Annotated in this window: 18 protein-coding genes; 14 read left to right on the top strand and 4 right to left on the bottom strand. The window is 58.1% G+C overall.

What is annotated here, in order from left to right; all coding sequences use genetic code 11:
* The first annotated feature begins 59 nt into the window (after positions 1-59).
* The 4 genes from betI to J7380_RS06750 all read left to right on the top strand — a co-directional run bounded on the left by betI (position 60) and on the right by J7380_RS06750 (position 4,200).
* Positions 60-632 (top strand): transcriptional regulator BetI, encoded by a 573-nt coding sequence (betI, locus tag J7380_RS06735; protein WP_209195037.1) that lies wholly within the window; start codon positions 60-62, stop codon positions 630-632.
* On the top strand, positions 629-2,137 hold the full coding sequence (gene betC / locus J7380_RS06740; RefSeq protein ID WP_209195038.1) for a choline-sulfatase: 1,509 nt from the start codon (positions 629-631) through the stop codon (positions 2,135-2,137). The genes betI and betC overlap by 4 nt, the downstream gene beginning before the upstream one ends.
* 86 nt (positions 2,138-2,223) lie before the next feature.
* On the top strand, positions 2,224-3,882 hold the full coding sequence (betA, locus tag J7380_RS06745; protein ID WP_209195039.1) for a choline dehydrogenase: 1,659 nt from the start codon (positions 2,224-2,226) through the stop codon (positions 3,880-3,882).
* Positions 3,883-3,960: 78 nt separating this feature from the next.
* Positions 3,961-4,200, top strand: coding sequence for a YdcH family protein (locus J7380_RS06750; RefSeq protein WP_170352480.1), 240 nt, complete (start codon positions 3,961-3,963; stop codon positions 4,198-4,200).
* A gap of 74 nt (positions 4,201-4,274) precedes the next feature.
* On the opposite strand, the gene J7380_RS06755 is transcribed toward J7380_RS06750, so the two are convergent.
* A complete protein-coding gene (locus J7380_RS06755) occupies positions 4,275-5,675 on the bottom strand; it encodes a helix-turn-helix transcriptional regulator (protein ID WP_209195040.1) in 1,401 nt (466 codons plus the stop codon).
* 65 nt (positions 5,676-5,740) lie between these two features.
* Positions 5,741-6,946 (bottom strand): multidrug effflux MFS transporter, encoded by a 1,206-nt coding sequence (locus tag J7380_RS06760; RefSeq protein ID WP_209195041.1) that lies wholly within the window; start codon positions 6,944-6,946, stop codon positions 5,741-5,743.
* 184 nt (positions 6,947-7,130) lie between these two features.
* Here J7380_RS06760 and J7380_RS06765 point away from each other — a divergent pair, with 184 nt between their 5' ends.
* The 4 genes from J7380_RS06765 to J7380_RS06780 all read left to right on the top strand — a co-directional run bounded on the left by J7380_RS06765 (position 7,131) and on the right by J7380_RS06780 (position 9,745).
* Positions 7,131-8,663 (top strand): acyl-CoA carboxylase subunit beta, encoded by a 1,533-nt coding sequence (locus J7380_RS06765; RefSeq protein WP_209195042.1) that lies wholly within the window; start codon positions 7,131-7,133, stop codon positions 8,661-8,663.
* Positions 8,664-8,925: 262 nt separating this feature from the next.
* Positions 8,926-9,255 (top strand): DUF6497 family protein, encoded by a 330-nt coding sequence (locus J7380_RS06770; protein WP_209195043.1) that lies wholly within the window; start codon positions 8,926-8,928, stop codon positions 9,253-9,255.
* A 2-nt stretch (positions 9,256-9,257) separates the two neighbouring features.
* Entirely contained in the window at positions 9,258-9,398 is a 141-nt protein-coding gene (locus J7380_RS06775) for a hypothetical protein (RefSeq protein WP_209195044.1), read from the top strand.
* Positions 9,392-9,745, top strand: a complete 354-nt coding sequence (locus tag J7380_RS06780) for a hypothetical protein (RefSeq protein WP_170753162.1) — start codon at positions 9,392-9,394, stop codon at positions 9,743-9,745. Before J7380_RS06775 ends, J7380_RS06780 begins: the two co-directional genes overlap by 7 nt.
* A gap of 86 nt (positions 9,746-9,831) precedes the next feature.
* Here J7380_RS06780 and J7380_RS06785 read toward each other — a convergent pair whose 3' ends face one another.
* Positions 9,832-10,992: a DcaP family trimeric outer membrane transporter gene (locus J7380_RS06785; protein WP_209195045.1), complete on the bottom strand. Its 1,161-nt coding sequence runs from the start codon at positions 10,990-10,992 to the stop codon at positions 9,832-9,834.
* Positions 10,993-11,642: 650 nt separating this feature from the next.
* On the opposite strand from J7380_RS06785, the gene J7380_RS06790 reads away from it, so the two are divergent.
* Both J7380_RS06790 and J7380_RS06795 read left to right on the top strand, forming a co-directional pair.
* Positions 11,643-11,846 carry a hypothetical protein gene (locus J7380_RS06790; RefSeq protein ID WP_170753160.1) on the top strand — a complete coding sequence of 68 codons (204 nt, stop codon included), beginning with the start codon at positions 11,643-11,645 and terminating at the stop codon, positions 11,844-11,846.
* Between the two features lie 114 nt (positions 11,847-11,960).
* Entirely contained in the window at positions 11,961-14,006 is a 2,046-nt protein-coding gene (locus tag J7380_RS06795) for an acetyl/propionyl/methylcrotonyl-CoA carboxylase subunit alpha (protein WP_209195046.1), read from the top strand.
* A gap of 76 nt (positions 14,007-14,082) precedes the next feature.
* Here J7380_RS06795 and J7380_RS06800 read toward each other — a convergent pair whose 3' ends face one another.
* A complete protein-coding gene (locus tag J7380_RS06800) occupies positions 14,083-14,529 on the bottom strand; it encodes a DUF4174 domain-containing protein (protein ID WP_170352489.1) in 447 nt (148 codons plus the stop codon).
* Positions 14,530-14,698: 169 nt separating this feature from the next.
* On the opposite strand from J7380_RS06800, the gene scpA reads away from it, so the two are divergent.
* From scpA to J7380_RS06820, 4 genes are all read left to right on the top strand, one after another.
* Positions 14,699-16,825, top strand: a complete 2,127-nt coding sequence (gene scpA / locus J7380_RS06805; protein ID WP_209195047.1) for a methylmalonyl-CoA mutase — start codon at positions 14,699-14,701, stop codon at positions 16,823-16,825.
* Positions 16,826-16,925: 100 nt separating this feature from the next.
* A complete protein-coding gene (locus tag J7380_RS06810; protein ID WP_209195048.1) occupies positions 16,926-17,528 on the top strand; it encodes a VOC family protein in 603 nt (200 codons plus the stop codon).
* Positions 17,525-18,049 carry a GNAT family N-acetyltransferase gene (locus tag J7380_RS06815; protein ID WP_170352492.1) on the top strand — a complete coding sequence of 175 codons (525 nt, stop codon included), beginning with the start codon at positions 17,525-17,527 and terminating at the stop codon, positions 18,047-18,049. Before J7380_RS06810 ends, J7380_RS06815 begins: the two co-directional genes overlap by 4 nt.
* 9 nt (positions 18,050-18,058) lie before the next feature.
* Positions 18,059-18,739: a molecular chaperone DjiA gene (locus J7380_RS06820; protein WP_170352493.1), complete on the top strand. Its 681-nt coding sequence runs from the start codon at positions 18,059-18,061 to the stop codon at positions 18,737-18,739.

The following is an 18,739-nucleotide window of genomic DNA, read 5'->3' on the forward strand; positions in this document are numbered from 1 at the left end:
TTGACGGGTCAATAAAAACCTCTTAGCGTTTTTTCATCTTGCGCAGTGGAGGGGTATCGATGCCAAAACTCGGAATGGAGCCGATCCGTCGGGATGCGATCGTCAAAGCCACGATTGCCGAATTGGGGGCGAAGAAATCCCTTGATGTCACTGTTAGCCAGATCGCCAAACGGGCCGGTATGTCCAGCGCGCTTGCGCATCACTATTTCGGGGGCAAGGATCAGATTTTCCTGGCCGCCATGCGCCGTATCCTGTCCGATTTCCGGGCAGAAGCGCTGGCCGAACTGAAAGGGGCTGCCCCAGAGGAACGGGCACAAGCGATTATCCGCGCTTGTTTTGCACCGTCCTGTTTTACACCCGATGTGATCGCGGCCTGGATGACGTTTTATGTTTTGGCGCAAACCAACACTGAGGCTCTGCGCCTGTGGAAGACGTATCAGGCGCGTATCCGGTCAAATCTGGTCGACGCTTTGCGTCCGCTGTTGAAAGATCCTGTCGAAGCTGCGGATGACATGGTGGCGCTGATCGACGGGCTGTATATCCATGCCGCGCTGAACGCACCTGAAGAGCCTCAGCTGGCGGTGAATCATGCGATGCGCATGCTGGACACGTTTCTCGAGGCTGAAAAATGACACAACCCAACATCCTGATCCTGATGGTAGATCAGCTGAACGGGACCCTCTTTCCGGACGGTCCCGCAGATTGGCTGCATGCACCTAACCTCAAGAAACTGGCGGCGCGGTCCACGCGGTTTACCAATGCCTATACGGCCTCGCCGCTCTGTGCACCGGGACGGGCCAGTTTCATGTCCGGGCAGTTGCCCTCGCGCACCGGCGTCTATGACAATGCGGCCGAGTTCCGCAGCGACATCCCCACCTATGCGCACCACCTGCGGCGGGCTGGGTACTATACCTGCTTGTCAGGCAAGATGCATTTCGTCGGTCCCGATCAGTTGCACGGGTTCGAAGACCGCCTGACCACTGACATCTACCCCGCCGATTTCGGCTGGACGCCCGACTATCGCAAGCCGGGCGAGCGGATCGACTGGTGGTATCACAACATGGGTTCGGTAACGGGCGCGGGCGTGGCCGAGATTTCCAACCAGATGGAATATGACGACGAGGTAGCATATAACGCCAAGGCCAAGCTCTATGATCTGGCGCGCGGCAAGGACGATCGCCCATGGTGCGTGACCGTCAGCTTTACTCATCCCCATGATCCTTACGTGGCGCGCAAGAAATACTGGGATCTGTACGAGGATTGTGAGCACCTGCTGCCCGAAGTTTCCGATCTTGGCTATGACAATCAGGACGCGCATTCCAAGCGGATTTTCGACGCGAATGACTGGCGTAGCTTTGACATTTCCGAGGACGATATCCGCAAGTCCCGCCGGGCCTATTTCGCCAATATCTCGTATCTGGACGATAAGATCGGCGAAATCCTCGAAGTGTTGGAAACCACGCGGCAAGAGGCAACGATCCTGTTTGTCTCGGACCACGGCGACATGCTGGGTGAGCGGGGCCTGTGGTTCAAGATGACCTTCTTCGAGGGCTCGTCGCGGGTGCCGCTGATGATCGCTTCGCCCGATTTACCAGCGGGTCGGATTGAGGCACCGGTCTCGACCATCGACGTCACGCCGACTCTTGGCGCGCTTGCAGGTGTCGACATGGCCGAAATCGCACCATGGACCGATGGCGAAGACCTCGTGCCGCTGGCTAAAGGCGCCGAGCGGACTGCGCCCGTGGCGATGGAATACGCCGCCGAAGCGTCATACGCGCCGCTGGTTTCGCTGCGGTATGGCAAGTGGAAATACAACCGTTGCGCGTTGGACCCCGACCAGTTGTTCGACCTTGAGACCGATCCGCATGAGTTGGAAAATCTCGCCGAAAAACCTGAACATGCAGGCACCTTGCAAACCCTGCGTGCCAAGTCCGAGGCGCGTTGGGATCTAAACCGGTTCGACGAAGATGTACGTGCCAGTCAAGCCCGCCGCTGGGTGGTGTATGAGGCGCTGCGGCAGGGGGGGTACTACCCTTGGGATTACCAGCCCCTGCAAAAGGCATCCGAGCGTTACATGCGCAACCACATGGACCTGAATGTCGTCGAGGAAAGCCAACGCTTTCCCCGCGGAGAATAAACACCTGATATCGAAAGATCCCTTCCGGCTTGGCCGAGATTTTTCGTCGAAAAACTTGGCGTCGGGTGGGCAACGGAGACCCGAAAATGGAAGCAGATTTCGTCATCGTCGGCGCAGGTTCCGCAGGCTGCGCGATGGCATACCGGTTAAGCGAGGCAGGGGCCTCGGTTCTGGTGATCGAGCATGGCGGAACGGATGCTGGACCGTTCATCCAGATGCCGGCCGCACTGAGCTATCCGATGAATATGTCGCGCTACGACTGGGGCTATCAGTCCGAGCCCGAGCCGCATCTGAACAACCGTCGTTTGGCGTGTCCGCGCGGCAAGGTGATCGGGGGATCGTCCTCGATCAACGGCATGGTCTATGTGCGCGGCCACGCGCGGGATTTTGACACCTGGGCCGAGATGGGGGCGGATGGGTGGTCCTATTCGGATGTGCTGCCCTATTACAAACGCATGGAGACCTGGCACGACGGTGGGCACGGGGGCGACACGGCGTGGCGCGGCACCGATGGTCCGCTGCATGTGTCGCGTGGGCCGCGCGAGAATCCGCTGTTCAAAGCGTTCGTCGATGCGGGCCAGCAGGCAGGCTACGAGATCACGGGCGACTATAACGGCGAAAAGCAGGAAGGCTTTGGCCCAATGGAGCAGACCGTCTGGAAGGGGCGGCGCTGGTCGGCGGCGAATGCGTATCTGAAGCCTGCGCTCAAGCGTGACAATTGCGATATTGTGCGGGGTCTGGCCGGGCGTGTGGTGATCGAGGATGGCCGGGCGACCGGAGTTGAACTTGTGCGCGGTGGTAAGACTGAGGTCATTCGCGCCCGGCGCGAGGTGGTGCTAGCGGCGTCGTCCATCAACTCGCCCAAACTGTTGATGTTGTCAGGGATTGGCTCCTCGGCGCATCTGGCCGAGCATGGGATTGAGGTGATCGCGGATCGCCCCGGTGTGGGCGCAAACCTGCAGGATCATCTGGAGCTTTATATCCAGCAGGCATCGCTGCAGCCGATCACGCTTTATAAACACTGGAACCTGATCAGCAAGGGCTTGATCGGCGCGCAGTGGCTGTTCACGAAAACCGGGCTGGGTGCTTCGAACCAGTTCGAAAGCGCGGCATTCATCCGCTCGCAGCCGGGTGTCGAATACCCGGATATTCAATACCACTTCCTGCCGATTGCCGTACGCTATGACGGGCAGGCGGCGGCCGAGGGGCATGGGTTCCAGGCGCATGTTGGGCCGATGCGGTCGCCGTCGCGGGGTGCTGTGACATTGCGATCCAAAAGGGCCGAGGATGCCCCTGTGATCAAGTTCAACTACATGAGCCATGAGAAGGATTGGGAAGACTTCCGCACCTGTATTCGCCTGACCCGCGAGATTTTCGGGCAGGAGGCGTTCAAACCCTACGCAGGCAAGGAAATCCAGCCCGGTGCTGACGTTCAAACAGATGATGAATTGAACGCTTTCATCGCCGAACATGCCGAGAGCGCCTATCACCCATGCGGAACCTGTCGGATGGGGCGTGCGGATGATCCAAACGCGGTTGTTGATCCTGAAGGCCGCGTGATCGGTGTGGATAGGCTGCGGGTGGCCGATAGTTCGGTTTTCCCTCAGATTACCAATGGCAACCTCAATGCGCCTTCCATCATGGTCGGAGAGAAGGTCTCGGATCATGTGTTGGGGCGCAACCCGTTGCCCAAGGCCAATGACCGGCCATGGATTCATCCCCAATGGGCGACAGCACAGCGGTGATTTGATCCGCGTCAAAGCGGGGTAGCACAGACATCTATAAACCTAAATCGCAACGACTAATCTAAGGAGCGAACAGGAATGTCCAACACCCCGCATGAACTGGCCGAAGAGTTTCCGGACAAAGTTGAGGTGATGAGCCAGCTCAAGCAATCAGACGCTCACTTTGCGCGGCTGGCAGAGGAGTACCATGAGATCAACCGCGTGGTGCACCGAGCCGAAACCAATGTCGAGCCGATGGAGGATTTGGCCGAAGGTGAATTGCGCAAGAAGCGCGCGGTTCTAAAAGATGAGATCTGGGCGATCTTGTCCAAAGCATAAGCTTAAAGGGCGGGGGCTCTGCCCCCGTCGCGGCACGCCGCGCCTCCCCCGGGGTATTTCAGGCCAGGTGAAGTTTAGGTGACTTCGTAAGGCAAGGTATTGCGGGTATGGGCGTCGATGGTCAGGCGACGTTCGAGTGGTGGAACCGAACGCTGATGGCAGTTCTGCCTTTCACAGATACGGCAGGATATTCCGATAGGTTCGTAGGCGCTGGCGTTATTGATATCCAGATTATCTGCGTAGACGAGCGCTTCGGCGTGCCGCACTTCACATCCAAGCGCGATGGCGTAGCGACGCACAGGCGCGCCGAAGGATCCGCCGGATTTCGAAACGTCCCGCGCCAACGAGATGTATTGAACGCCATCGGGGGTTTCCGCCAGTTGCCGCAGGAAATGGCCCGGTGTTTCAAAGGCGCGGTGCACGTTCCAAAGGGGGCAGGCGCCGCCAAAGCGGGCGAATTGCAGGCGTGTGGCCGAGTGGCGTTTGGTGATTGTACCGGCCTGATCGACACGGACAAAGAAAAACGGAATACCCTTGGCACCGGGACGTTGCAGTGTCGACAGGCGGTGAGCGACCTGTTCGATTGAAGCCCCGAAGCGGTTGCTGAGTAGTTCCAGATCATGGCGGTAGTCTTGCGCGGCCCCAAGGAATGCGCTGTAGGGCATCAGGGATGCGCCTGCGAAATAGTTGGCGAGGCCGATCTTGGCGATGGCGCGGGCTTCATCCGTTTGGAATTTGGCAAAGTCCAGCGTCGCTTCCAGCAGCTTGTCCTGGTTTATCAGGGCGACTTGCAATAAAAGCTGGAACACCTGCGTTTGAGGCGTGCTGCGCGAGGACAGAGACAGGGTTTTGCTGTCAGCGTCATACCGTCGGGTTTCTTTGATATCAGCAATGTGTACCCGAATATCCCTTTCTCGCAGGCTGCTGATCGCGGCATCGCGAATGCCGCCGGTTTCCTGTGCGATTGACGCGAAACGCTCGGCCGCGCGATCCACGGCGTCAATGTAGTTGTCGCAATAGTGGAAGAAATCCCGGACCTCTTCCCAGGGGCTGGCCTGAATTTGCGCATCTTCACGCCCCAATGCTTCGTCCAGCGATGCGAGCCGTTCGTGGGTCTGCCGATAAGTGCGGTGCAAAGCGATAAACGCGCGGGCCAACGCAGGCGCATTTGATGCCGCCAGTCGCAGATCGGCCAACGGGGGCATTGCATCGTCAAAAACCGGATCGGCGAGTGCTTCGCGCATGTCTGACACAAGGCGTTCGCTGTCGCCGGTGCTTAACTCGGTCACGTCCATGCCGAATTCCTGCGCCAATGCCAGAACAACCGTGGTCGAGATGGGACGGTTGTTGTTCTCCATCTGATTAAGATACGGGAGCGAAACCCCCAGCTTGGCGGCGAATTCCTTTTGGGTCAGGGTCAGGCGCGTGCGCATCTCGCGCAGTTTCGCGCCTGCATAGAGTTTCTGGGTCGCCATGGCGCGCCTTTGCAACTATTCCGTTGTGGGAAATTAACTTTGCAAATCGCGGGGCGCAAGCATTGCTAGAGTCCCAGACGACGTTCCCGCCGGATTACGGATGTGATTGCAAAGACAGCCAGCAAGGCGGTTATAAGCATCAGCCATAGCAAGGGCATCGCCCCTGTTTCGCGGGTTAGCAGCGATCCGGCCAGTGCGCTGAGGCCAGCCCCACCCGCCAGCATGATAGCGCCGCTCAGCCCCGCGGCCGTCGCTGCCAGATGTGGGCGCACTGAAAGAGCGCCCGAAGTGGCGTTCGGAATCGTCATGCCATTTCCAAGGCCGACGAATGTCATAAGCCCAAAGAAACTAAGGGGTGTGCCTAGCCCGAACAGGAACAAAAGCGCCGACAGAAAAACGCCAGCGGCATTCAGGATGCAGCCCCTCAGGACCATTCGGTTGACACCAAATCGGACGGAATACCGACCGCTTAGGAAGTTGCCGGCAAAATACCCAATCGCGGGCGCGCCGAAATATACGCCAACTTCTGCGGCTGACATTCCGAATATCTCGGTCCCGATAAAAGGGGCTCCGCCGAGGTAGGCGAAGAAGGCACCTGACGACAATGCAGAGGATAGCGAATACCCCCAAAAGCGAGGAGACGTCAGCAGCTCGGGATACTCCCGAAACTGTTGCAGCAGGGTTTTCCCGCTTTTGGCTGAGGTTTCTCCGAAGTCTTTGAAGCACAGGATCAGCGTCAATGCGCCCAAAACAAAAGGCAGCCAGAAATTAGCCTTCCATCCGAGGGATTCTTCCAGCAGCCCTCCGATGGCGGGGGCAATCATCGGAACGACCGCCATCCCCATTGTCACGTAGCCAATCATCGAGGCAGCCTGATCCTGATCGTAAAGATCCCGCACGGCAGCCCGGCTAAGCACCATGCCGACGACTATTATCGCCTGAGACATCCGAAACGCCAGAAAGACCGTGGCGTTCGGCGCGTAGATGCAGCCCAATGTCACCACCAGGAACAGGGCAAGGCCACACAGCAATACTGGCCTGCGGCCGGCCTTGTCTGCGATCGGTCCGATAAGAATCTGCAGCACCGCGCTAACCATCAGGTACAGGGCGATCGAAAGCTGCATGACCTTATAGTCTGTCTGGAAATACACAGCCATGTTTGGCAGGCTGGGAAGATAGAGATTCAGACTAAGTGCCGACAGCCCTGACAATAGCACAAGCGTGGCAATAGATGGGGGTGAGCGTCGAGTGGAAGATGACCTGAACTGCATAGTTCAATTGTATAGTCCGCGATTTTGGGATTGGCATTAGCATTGTGATCTCAGCGTTGAAATTTGCGGATTTGCATTATTCTGTTAAAAAATGTTCAAAGGTTTGCAAATTTGCCGAAAGTTGCTTTGGACTGGCAAGTATAACGTATAGTGTCCCGCCAGATTACATTAGGGGATCACTGTCATGAAAGACATCCTGACCGAGCTTGAAGGCCGCCGTAACAATGCCCGTTTGGGTGGTGGTCAAAAACGGATTGACGCTCAGCATGCGCGCGGCAAGCTGACTGCGCGGGAACGTATCGAACTGCTGTTGGATGAAGACAGCTTTGAAGAGTTCGACATGTTCGTCAGTCATCGCTGCACCGATTTTGGTATGGAAAACCAGAAACCTGCGGGCGACGGCGTAGTCACCGGCTGGGGCACGATCAACGGTCGGATGGTTTATGTGTTCAGCCAGGACTTTACCGTTTTTGGCGGGTCTCTTTCGGAAACGCATGCCCAGAAGATTTGCAAGATCATGGATATGGCGATCCAGAACGGTGCGCCAGTGATCGGCATCAACGACTCGGGCGGCGCGCGGATTCAGGAAGGCGTTGCCTCGTTGGCGGGCTATGCCGAAGTGTTCCAGCGCAACATCATGGCTTCGGGCGTGGTGCCGCAGATCAGCGTGATCATGGGGCCCTGTGCAGGTGGCGCAGTGTACAGCCCGGCGATGACGGACTTTATCTTTATGGTCAAAGACACATCCTACATGTTCGTGACCGGCCCAGATGTGGTGAAAACTGTCACCAATGAGGTTGTCACCGCCGAAGAACTGGGAGGCGCATCGACCCACACCAAGAAATCCTCGGTCGCGGATGGCGCTTTTGAAAACGACGTTGAAGCGCTGGCCGAAGTACGCCGTCTGGTGGATTTCCTGCCGCTCAACAACCAAGAGAAACCTCCGGTCCGCCCGTTCTTTGATGAACCCGACCGGATCGAGACCTCGTTGGATACGTTGATCCCGGACAATCCGAACACGCCCTACGACATGAAGGAACTCATCACCAAAGTGGCGGATGAGGGTGACTTCTACGAGATTCAGGAAGACTACGCCAAAAACATCATCACCGGTTTTATTCGCCTCGAAGGGCAGACCGTCGGTGTTGTCGCCAACCAGCCGATGGTTCTGGCCGGGTGTCTGGACATCGACAGCTCGCGCAAGGCGGCGCGGTTCGTGCGGTTCTGCGATTGCTTTGAAATTCCGATCCTGACCCTGGTGGATGTTCCGGGCTTTTTGCCGGGTACGTCGCAGGAATATGGCGGTGTCATCAAACACGGTGCAAAGCTGCTGTTTGCTTATGGTGAGGCGACCGTCCCGAAAGTCACCGTGATTACCCGCAAAGCCTATGGCGGGGCTTATGACGTTATGGCGTCGAAGCACCTGCGTGGTGATTTCAACTATGCGTGGCCGACAGCCGAGATCGCGGTGATGGGCGCCAAGGGTGCGACCGAGATCATCCACCGCGCCGATCTGGGCGATGCCGAGAAAATCGCGCAGCACACACAGGATTACGAAGACCGTTTCGCCAATCCATTCGTTGCTGCCGAACGTGGCTTCATCGACGAGGTGATCATGCCGCAATCGACGCGGCGTCGCGTTTCGCGCGCTTTCGCAAGCCTGCGCAACAAGAAGCTGAAAAACCCCTGGAAAAAGCACGACAACATCCCGTTGTAAGTGCTTGGGCGGGGTCGGTTTCTTGTCAACTCGACCCCGATTTCCTTTTGCAGTCCAAGGTAACGAAGGCCTGACGGGGACTTGAGTTTGACATTGAGGGCAAAGCTGATAAATGAGTGCTCTTACCAGATTTAGAAAAGCGCGGGCCAAAAGCCATGCGCGCGCGATCCCGGAGAGAGGAGCTCACCTTTGGTGGGTCCGGGGTCGCGCCTTTTGTCTGGGTTTTCTGACCCTGTCATCCCCTGTAGTTGCGGAAACCAATTTGGCTGTCCCTTCGGGTCAGCCCGTGCATCTGAGCGATGTTCTGTTGGACAACAACCCCGGCGAACTTTGGGTCCGTTTCCGCTTTGTTGCTCCGAAGATCGGTTCCGACGTAGGCCGTATCGGCTATGACGTCGCCTCGGTCGATATGGAGCACCTGTGCCATACGCTGGCCGTCGCCTATGTCGCTGAATACGATTTGGAACCGGCACGTGTAGTGATCTCGCTATCTGATCGGCCAACGGAATTTGGACGGGCCGCACCTGACGCCACGCAGTATTTCGAAGCCTACCGATTGGAGCAGGCGCAGTGTATCTGGGAGGGGCTCTGATCATGAGACCCGGTTTTCAGATCGTCAGAGCGTTTCTGACCAGCAATGCGGCTTTGGAGGTGCGCAAGATGACCTCATCCATCACAGGATGCGATTTCGATGTTTTTGGGAACGTTTATGTCAGCGGAGGAGCAACATGCTGAAGCACCGCGGATTTCCCGGTCGTTTGGCCGGAACAGATTTCCAATTCACGATCCGCCGGGCCAATCCCAAGGGCGTGACGCCGCTAACCAGACGTGAACGGTTCCGTGATCGCAAACCAGCCGACCGCCGGGCGGATGCGGGATTTATGGAGGCGCTCTGGCAGCATTTCGGCGACCAGCCTTTTGAGAGGGGTAATCTGGATGCCGGTCGTCTTAGCTGGTTGTTCGAGCGTGAAGTCATTCCAGCCGAGGATCCTTTTGATCCGGCCAGCTATGACGCATTGCTGGTGATTGATCCTGACGCTGCAAAGCTGTCGTTTCCGGATATTTTCGACGGACTGCGCTGATCGTGACCTGTCTGGCCGTATATCCTCACGCGGGCAACGCTCCGTGGAAAACCCTGCCCCGATGGGGGCAGGGTCGTGATATGCGATCAGAAGTTCAGCTGAGCCGCAACTTGAACGCGGCTGCCGTCAAAATCCTCACCCGAGATCACATCGTTGCGCTCGCCGTAGATGTATTCGGCGCTCAGCGTCAGAGTCTCGGTGGCCTGATAGAAGGCGTTGACGTGGATCGTTTCCAGCTCGGTAAAGGCCAGATCTCCGGTCGAGGTGGCAAGGTCATAGTCTTCGTAACCGTAGGCGATACCAACGTTCCACTTGTCGCTGACTTGCTGACGGAGTTCGACAGTGAAGCCATCGACGTCGTTAGCTTCGCCATTCACGACGGCATCGCCTACGCCAATCAGCCAGGGACCAAGCGCCTGACCGGTTACATAGTTGACCTGGAACAGACCGCCTTCCCACAACCGGGCCGACCCGGACAGGGTCACGCCCCACTGGTCGACTTCATTGATACCATCTTCGTCTTGCGCGCGACCATACAAACCGGCGACGCGGGCAACGTATCGGCCGTCATTGTATTCAGCCGACGCGGTGAAAACGGGATCATCCGAGTTGGAATCGTTAACGTTTTCCTCAATGGACAATGCAAACTCGGCGCTCTCAGACAGTACATTTGTGTACCTCACCTGGGGAACACGAGCAAAAGCGATGCCGACAGGGCCGTTGAATTCAACTGTGGTTGGATAGGTATCCAATGGTTGGAAGTTGGTCCAGAATTGGCCGATCAGCCAAGCGTCTCCTATTCGGATGTTGGCGTGCCGGATTCTCAATTCGCCGGAGGCGGCGGAACCGCCGAACAGGTCGAGTTCTATTTGGCCGCCGATATCCCCAATCGCACTGGGTGTGCTGGTCAGCAACCCTATCCGCGTTTGGCGCGCAGTTGCCCCGAAGGTGCCGCTGGTTGCATTGGCAGGCTCACCGATTGCGTTCACGAAGGCAGTGTCACCCTGTTCAAAGTCGAAATCATAAAAGAAGTCGGCTTTAACGTATCCGTAAACGTCCAGCGTCGTGCTTCCGATTTTGAAGTCACCTGGGGTGGAACCCGGTCCCTGAGATTCCAAGGCTTCGATCCGGAGGCGCAGTTCCTCCAGTTCGGCCTGCGTATTCGCATCCTGGGCATGAGCAAGCGTGCCAGTCACACTAAGCGCAGTGGCAGCGAGCAGAGATGCCGTTTTTCTCTTTGTAATCATTTGGATGTTTCCTTGTGTGCGAGTGTGCACGCGCAACGTTCCACGCCGACGATTTTCAGGGAAATCACGAGATTGGGACAATCAAACGCAAAAATCTCAAGAAAAGTTGTGCAAAAAACTGACCTGGATCACGGCAAGGTGAACAGATCGGTTAACCTTATGAACGCAGTGTTTTTTTTCGTCGCTATCGCGTGCGCAAAACGTGATGCTGCAAGTGCAAAGCTTGTTTTTCGGGTCAACGCTTGTAACGGAATTGTGACGAACATTCGCGTGAGTCCCCGTGAATATGCGCGAAACAGCGTCGGCGCAAAATTGCGCGGCTTTTCTTTGAATGGGCAGATTCCAGCCGGAAAAATTGCGACTCGTGAATCACAGTTTGCAGGTGCAACCACACCGTGCATGGTGTCCAAGCCGTGCGGCTCTACTTTGCCTGCGCCGCACATGCACCTACTATTCCGTACCCCTTCCTTCCGCGGGCAGGCTTGTGAGTTTCACAAATCCCTGCCCGCGTTTTTCTTTGCGCACACAGCGGGGATTCGACGGCATAAAGCTGCGCATATTTGGCCTAATACCTGTCTGTTATTGAATAGCGGTACCCGAACCGCGCATCTGGCTTCGACTGATTCAAACCAACAGATGAGGCAGAATTCATGCGACTCTCGAAACTTGCGCTTGCATTGGCGACCTGCGCCGGGCTTGCAGCCTGTGGCGACACAACGGGCGAACAGGCGATCCTGGGCGGTGGCGCCGGCGCAGTCGGCGCGGCGGTGCTGCAATCAGACCCGCTCTTTGGGGCCGTGGTCGGCGCGGCCGGCAACGTGCTGTATTGCAAGACGCAAAACAACTGTAGCTAACGAAGTCATCGGGGCTTACTCGGCCCCGACCGTCATCGCTGATCACGCCGTCGTGGGGTTAAGTCCTCGCGGCGGCGTGTTACGTTTTTCGAACACCAAGACAAAGGACGTTCCATGTTCAACAAGATACTGATCGCCAACCGGGGCGAAATCGCCTGTCGGGTCATCAAGACTGCGCGCAAGATGGGTATCGGCACCGTTGCCATTTATTCGGACGCGGACCGCAACGCGCTGCACGTATCGATGGCGGATGAGGCCGTTCATATCGGCCCGCCCCCTGCGAACCAGTCCTATATCGTAATCGACAAGGTCATGGACGCGATCCGTCAAAGCGGCGCGCAGGCGGTTCACCCCGGCTATGGCTTCCTGTCGGAAAACTCAAAGTTCGCCGAAGCGCTTGATGCCGAAGGCGTGGCTTTTGTCGGTCCCCCGGTCGGTGCGATCGAAAGCATGGGCGACAAGATCACCTCGAAGAAGATCGCGCAGGAGGCAGGCGTTTCGACCGTGCCCGGATACATGGGTCTGATCGAAGACGCCGACGAGGCGGTGAAAATCTCGAACGACATCGGCTATCCCGTGATGATCAAGGCCAGCGCCGGTGGCGGCGGCAAAGGCATGCGGATCGCGTGGAATGACGACGAGGCGCGCGAGGGGTTCCAGTCGTCCAAGAACGAGGCCGCGAATTCCTTTGGCGATGACCGGATCTTCATCGAGAAATTCGTGACTCAGCCGCGCCATATCGAAATTCAGGTACTGTGCGATAGCCACGGCAACGGCATTTATCTGGGTGAGCGTGAATGCTCGATCCAGCGTCGGAACCAGAAGGTTGTGGAAGAGGCCCCGTCGCCCTTCCTCGACCCCGAGACACGCAAGGCGATGGGTGAACAGGCCGTCGCGCTGGCCAAGGCTGTAAACTATGCCAGCGCCGGAACGGTCGAGTTCATCGTAGATGGGGACAAGAACTTCTACTTCCTGGAAATGAACACCCGCCTGCAGGTGGAGCACCCCGTGACCGAGCTGATCACCGGTGTCGATCTGGTGGAACAGATGATCCGTGTGGCCGCAGGTGAAGAGCTGACCATCACCCAAGATGACGTCACCCTGACCGGCTGGGCGATTGAAAACCGTCTGTATGCCGAAGACCCGTATCGCAACTTCCTGCCCTCGATTGGCCGTCTGACCCGCTATCGCCCGCCGATGGAAACGGCGGCCGGTCCGATGCTGGTGAATGGCAAATGGCAGGGTGACGCGCCCGAAGGCGAGGCGGCAGTGCGTAACGATACCGGCGTCTATGAGGGCGGCGAGATCAGCATGTATTACGACCCGATGATCGCCAAGCTCTGTACCTGGGCACCGACCCGCGAAGCCGCGATCGAGGCGATGCGCGTGGCGCTGGACAGCTTTGAGGTCGAAGGCATCGGCCACAACCTGCCGTTCCTGTCGGCAGTGATGGATCATCCCAAATTCATCAGTGGCGACATGACCACCGCTTTCATCGCCGAAGAGTATCCCGACGGTTTTGAAGGCGTCACCCTGCCAGAAGAAGACCTGCGCCGTATCGCTGCGTCTTGCGCGGCGATGTACCGGGTCGCTGAAATTCGTCGCACCCGCGTCTCGGGCCGTATGGACAACCACGAGCGCAAGGTCGGCGCGCATTGGAATGTTGCGCTGCAGGGTCAGGAGTTCGACGTCAAGATCGAAGCGGATAAAGAAGGCGCGACGGTCGCCTTCACGGATGGCACAAGCCTGCGGGTTGCCTCGGATTGGACACCGGGCGACCAACTGGCTGTTTTGGATGTCGACGGAGAAGCGCTGGTCATGAAGGTCGGCAAAATCTCGGGTGGGTTCCGTATCCGCAACCGGGGTGCAGACCTGAAAGTGCATGTGCGCCGTCCGCGTCAGGCGGAATTGGCCAAGCTAATGCCCGAGAAGCTGCCGCCCGATACCTCGAAAATGCTGCTCTGCCCGATGCCCGGCCTGATCGTGAAGATCGACGTTGAACTGGGCCAAGAGGTGCAGGAAGGTCAGGCGCTATGCACTGTCGAGGCGATGAAGATGGAAAACATCCTGCGCGCCGAGAAGAAAGGTGTGGTCGCCAAGATCAACGCAGGCCCCGGCGACAGTCTTGCCGTGGACGATGTGATCATCGAGTTCGAGTGATCATGATAGCACTTTTGTCATACCCCATAGCTCTCCCGGCGTTCTGCGCCGGGGGCTTGGGGCGTGGCGAAGGTTATCAACCGCCTTCGCGCCGTTCGCGAATCTCGCGTTCGCGCAGAGGGGTTTTGTCGATGGATCGACCGATCTCACGCACGCTCCAGGGGGACGGTTTGCGTAGTTTGACCACGCCGTCCTTGTCGACGAACACCATCTGGAAACCACGCGGGCGCAATTGCGACCGTATCGGGGATTTGGCCGCCGGGTCCGTGTCAGTGATGACAATCACATCGCGGTCACGCATCGCGGCTTCGCCTTCGATCAGCATGTCGATTTGTTGTTGGAAGCGGGGGTCTGCCGGCGTGTCGGCAAAGACGACAATGGGTCTGTTGACCCATAAAAACTCGCTCAACTCGCTATCACCTGCGGGTCGGACAAATTCATCCTCATCCGGCGCAGACCCGTCGGCAGCCATCGCGGCCAGCGGGATTAGTGCCGAGAAAACAAGGGCAAGCGTTCGTGTCATGGGGCCTCCTGTTCCATCGAATATAGCCCCTGTTCAGATGAATGCGACCAGTGAAATGCAATGCGCGCTCAATTTGTCGCGCGCAGCCCGGATTGGCCGGGCACTTCGAAACATAACTGCGTGCGGGTTCCTCTTCGCGCGTAACCCGAAATAGGAAAAGGAAATCGCCATGACCGATACCAAAGACTGGCAGGCGCTGGCCGAAAAAGAGCTGCGCGGGCGTCCGCTGGAAGATCTGACCAAAGAGACGCTGGAAGGCATCGACGTCAAGCCGCTCTATACAGCTGAGGATACTGCGGATCTGCCGCACATGGGTACGCTGCCGGGCTTCGGCCCGTTCACGCGCGGGGTGAAGGCCACGATGTATGCAGGCCGTCCATGGACGATCCGTCAATATGCGGGCTTTTCGACGGCCGAGGAATCGAACGCCTTTTACCGCCGCAATCTGGCTGCCGGTCAGCAGGGCGTGTCCGTGGCCTTCGATCTGGCCACGCATCGCGGCTATGACAGCGACCACCCGCGCGTGGTGGGCGATGTGGGCAAGGCCGGCGTGGCCATTGACTCTGTCGAGGACATGAAAATCCTGTTCGACGGCATCCCGCTGGACAAGGTTTCGGTCTCGATGACCATGAACGGCGCGGTGATCCCGATTCTGGCGAATTTCATCGTGGCGGGTGAGGAGCAGGGACATGACAAGTCCGTGCTGTCCGGCACCATTCAGAATGACATTCTGAAAGAGTTCATGGTGCGCAATACCTATATTTACCCGCCCGAGCCGTCGATGAAAATCATTTCGGACATTATCGACTATACCTCGAACGAGATGCCCAAGTTCAACTCGATCTCGATCTCGGGCTATCACATGCAGGAGGCCGGTGCGAACCTGGTGCAGGAGCTGGCCTATACGCTGGCGGACGGGCGCGAGTACGTGCGCGCTGCGACGCAGGCCGGAATGGACGTGGACAAGTTCGCGGGCCGTCTGTCGTTCTTCTTTGCGATTGGTATGAACTTCTTCATGGAGATCGCAAAACTGCGCGCCGCCCGCACCCTGTGGCACCGCGTGATGACCGATTTCGGGGCGAAATCCGAGCGGTCAAAGATGTTGCGTACTCATTGTCAGACCTCTGGCGTTTCGCTGCAGGAACAGGACCCATACAACAACGTGATCCGCACGGCGTATGAGGCGATGAGCGCGGTTCTGGGTGGCACGCAAAGCTTGCACACCAACGCGCTGGATGAGGCGATTGCCCTACCCACTGATTTCTCGGCCCGCATCGCGCGCAACACGCAGCTGGTGCTGCAGGAAGAGACCGGCGTGACCGATGTGGTCGATCCGCTGGCGGGTTCGTATTACATCGAAAGCCTGACCAATGAGCTGGTCGAAAAGGCCTGGGCCCTGATGGAAGAGGTCGAGGAGATGGGCGGGATGACCAAGGCCGTTGCCTCGGGCATGCCCAAGCTGCGCATCGAGGAAAGCGCCGCGCGTCGTCAGGCGATGATCGACCGGGGCGAAGAGGTTATCGTCGGTGTCAACAAATACCGCAAGGAACAGGAAGACCCGATCGACATTCTGGACGTCGACAACGTTGCCGTGCGCGAAGCGCAGGTCGCGCGCCTGGAACGCATCCGCGCCACCCGTGATGAGGCGGCATGTGAACGGGCGCTGGACGCCCTGACCAAAGCCGCCCAGGAGGGCGGAAACCTGCTGGCTGCTGCGGTCGAAGCCGCCCGCGCCCGCGCATCCGTAGGAGAGATCAGCATGGCAATGGAGAAAGAGTTCGGCCGCCACCGCGCCGAGGTGAAAACACTGGCCGGTGTCTATGGTGCCGCCTATGAGGGCGACGAAGGCTTTGCCGCGATCCAGAAATCCATAGACGAATTCGCCGAGGCAGAGGGCCGCCGCCCGCGCCTGTTGGTGGTCAAGATGGGGCAGGACGGGCATGACCGGGGTGCCAAGGTGATCGCGACCGCCTTTGCCGATATCGGCTTTGACGTGGATGTTGGCCCTCTGTTCCAGACACCTGCTGAGGCGGCGCAGGATGCGGTCGACAATGACGTTCATGTGGTCGGGATTTCGTCTCAGGCCGCGGGACACAAGACGTTGGCCCCGCAACTGGTCGAAGAACTGAAAAAGGCCGGTGCCGAGGATATTATCGTCATTTGCGGCGGTGTGATCCCGCAGCAGGATTATCAGTTCCTCTATGAGCACGGCGTCAAGGCGATCTTTGGACCGGGCACAAACATTCCCGAGGCTGCACAAGACATCTTGCGCCTGATCCGAGAAGCCAAAGGCTAAGGCTAAAGATTTTTCGACGAAAAATCTTGTGATCCCGGCGCTTTGGCGGAAACATGCGACCAGACCCAAAAGGTCTGGTCGCACTACGTTGGAGGCACTCATGTTACTGGATCATCTGGCCGTCTCAGGCGAAACCGTAGAGGAGGCTGCAGCCCATATCGAAGACGCGCTGGGTGTGACCCTGCAAGAGGGTGGCAAACACGAAGCCTTCGGAACACATAATCGTCTTCTAGGGTTGGCCGATGGATTGTATCTCGAAGCCATTGCAATCGACCCGACCGCGCCAAATCCCGAGCGAACACGCTGGTTCGATCTGGATCGGTTCGAGGGTCCCCCGCGTTTGACCAATTGGATTTGCCAGGTGCCGAATATTGACGCGGCGCTGGATGTGTTCCCCGATGGTGTTGGACATCCAATCGACTTGGCCCGAGGTGCGTTGCGGTGGCAGATGGCGGTCCCACCGAGTGGTCGTTTGCCTTTCGACAACCTGTTTCCGGCTCTTATTCAATGGCATGGCGATCTGCACCCGGCGCGGATGCTAACGCAAAGCGGTTGCCGATTGCGCCGCTTGGTGGTCTCGCATCCGGAAGGTCTGGACCTTGCGAAACTGTTGGGCCAGATGGAGGGCGTGGTTTTCGACAGCGGTGCTGCGGCATTGCGGGCCGAGTTTGAGACACCGCATGGACCGCGCGTGTTGGAATGAAAATTCGTCAGGCTCAGGTGGCGGATGCCAAGGCAATCGCGGACATTGCGAATGCTATCATTCGGGACACACTGATCACCTTTACGACGGCTGAACGCAACACCGACAGCATTGCGGAGGATATCCGACAACGGGACCGCGCCTATCTGGTGGTTGAAGACGCCGCTTTGGTTCAGGGATTTGCCACCTATGGCCCGTTCCGATCCGGCCCTGGATATGCCCAATGCCGCGAGCATTCTGTTCAGCTATCAGAGCAAGCACGCGGCAAAGGCGCGGGCAGGGCCCTGATGGCTGCACTGGAAGAAGTCGCGCGGCATGAGGGCGTTCATGTGTTGGTCGCCGGCATCTCATCGGCCAATCCGGGGGCCGAGGCGTTTCACGCAGCGCTTGGGTTCCAACATGTCGGGCGGATGCCCGAGGTAGGATTCAAATGGGGCAAACGGCTGGATCTTGTGCTAATGCAGAAAATTCTTGCCCCAAAGCCACTCGTCGCACCTGACACCGGCGTTTTCAAAGGCTAGGGTGCGCTCATGTCGATCTGGACTCGTATATCCGATGCGCTAAGCGCGCTTGCCAAGGGCGAAAGCCTGACTGCTGTTTTCGAAAAGCTGCGTACGCCGCCTGAACGGTCGGTGGCCTTTACGATCGCAGTGATCGCGCTGGGCGCCAAGATGGCCAAGGCCGATGGGCAAGTAACCCGCGATGAAGTCACCGCATTTCGTGATGTCTTTCAGATCGCGCGCGAAGATGAGGCCGACGCCGCCCGTGTGTTCGACATGGCCCGAACCGATGTGGCGGGGTATCAGGAATATGCCCGCAAGATCGCGGGGATGTTTGCCGATGACAGCACCACCTTTTGCGACCTGATGGAGGGGCTGTTCCACATCGCCATGGCCGATGGGTTCTACCACCCCAACGAAAACGAGTTTCTGGAAGAGGTCAGCCGCATCTTTGGCCAGACCGAGGCGCAGTTTCTGGCCTTGCGTGCGCGGTTTGTCCCGGATGCGCCAAATGATCCCTACATTGTGTTGGGTGTTCCGCGGGATATGCCGCTACTTGATATCCGAAAGGTCTGGAGGCAATTGGTGCGCGAAACCCATCCCGACGCGATGATGGCGCGTGGCGTCCCCGAAGAGGCGATTCGACTGGCCGAGAAAAAGATGATCGACATCAACCGCGCATGGGATGAGATCAACGGCGCTCGGGCCTGA

Source organism: Ruegeria sp. R8_1 (assembly GCF_017743815.1).
In the GTDB taxonomy this organism is placed as follows: domain Bacteria; phylum Pseudomonadota; class Alphaproteobacteria; order Rhodobacterales; family Rhodobacteraceae; genus Ruegeria; species Ruegeria lacuscaerulensis_A.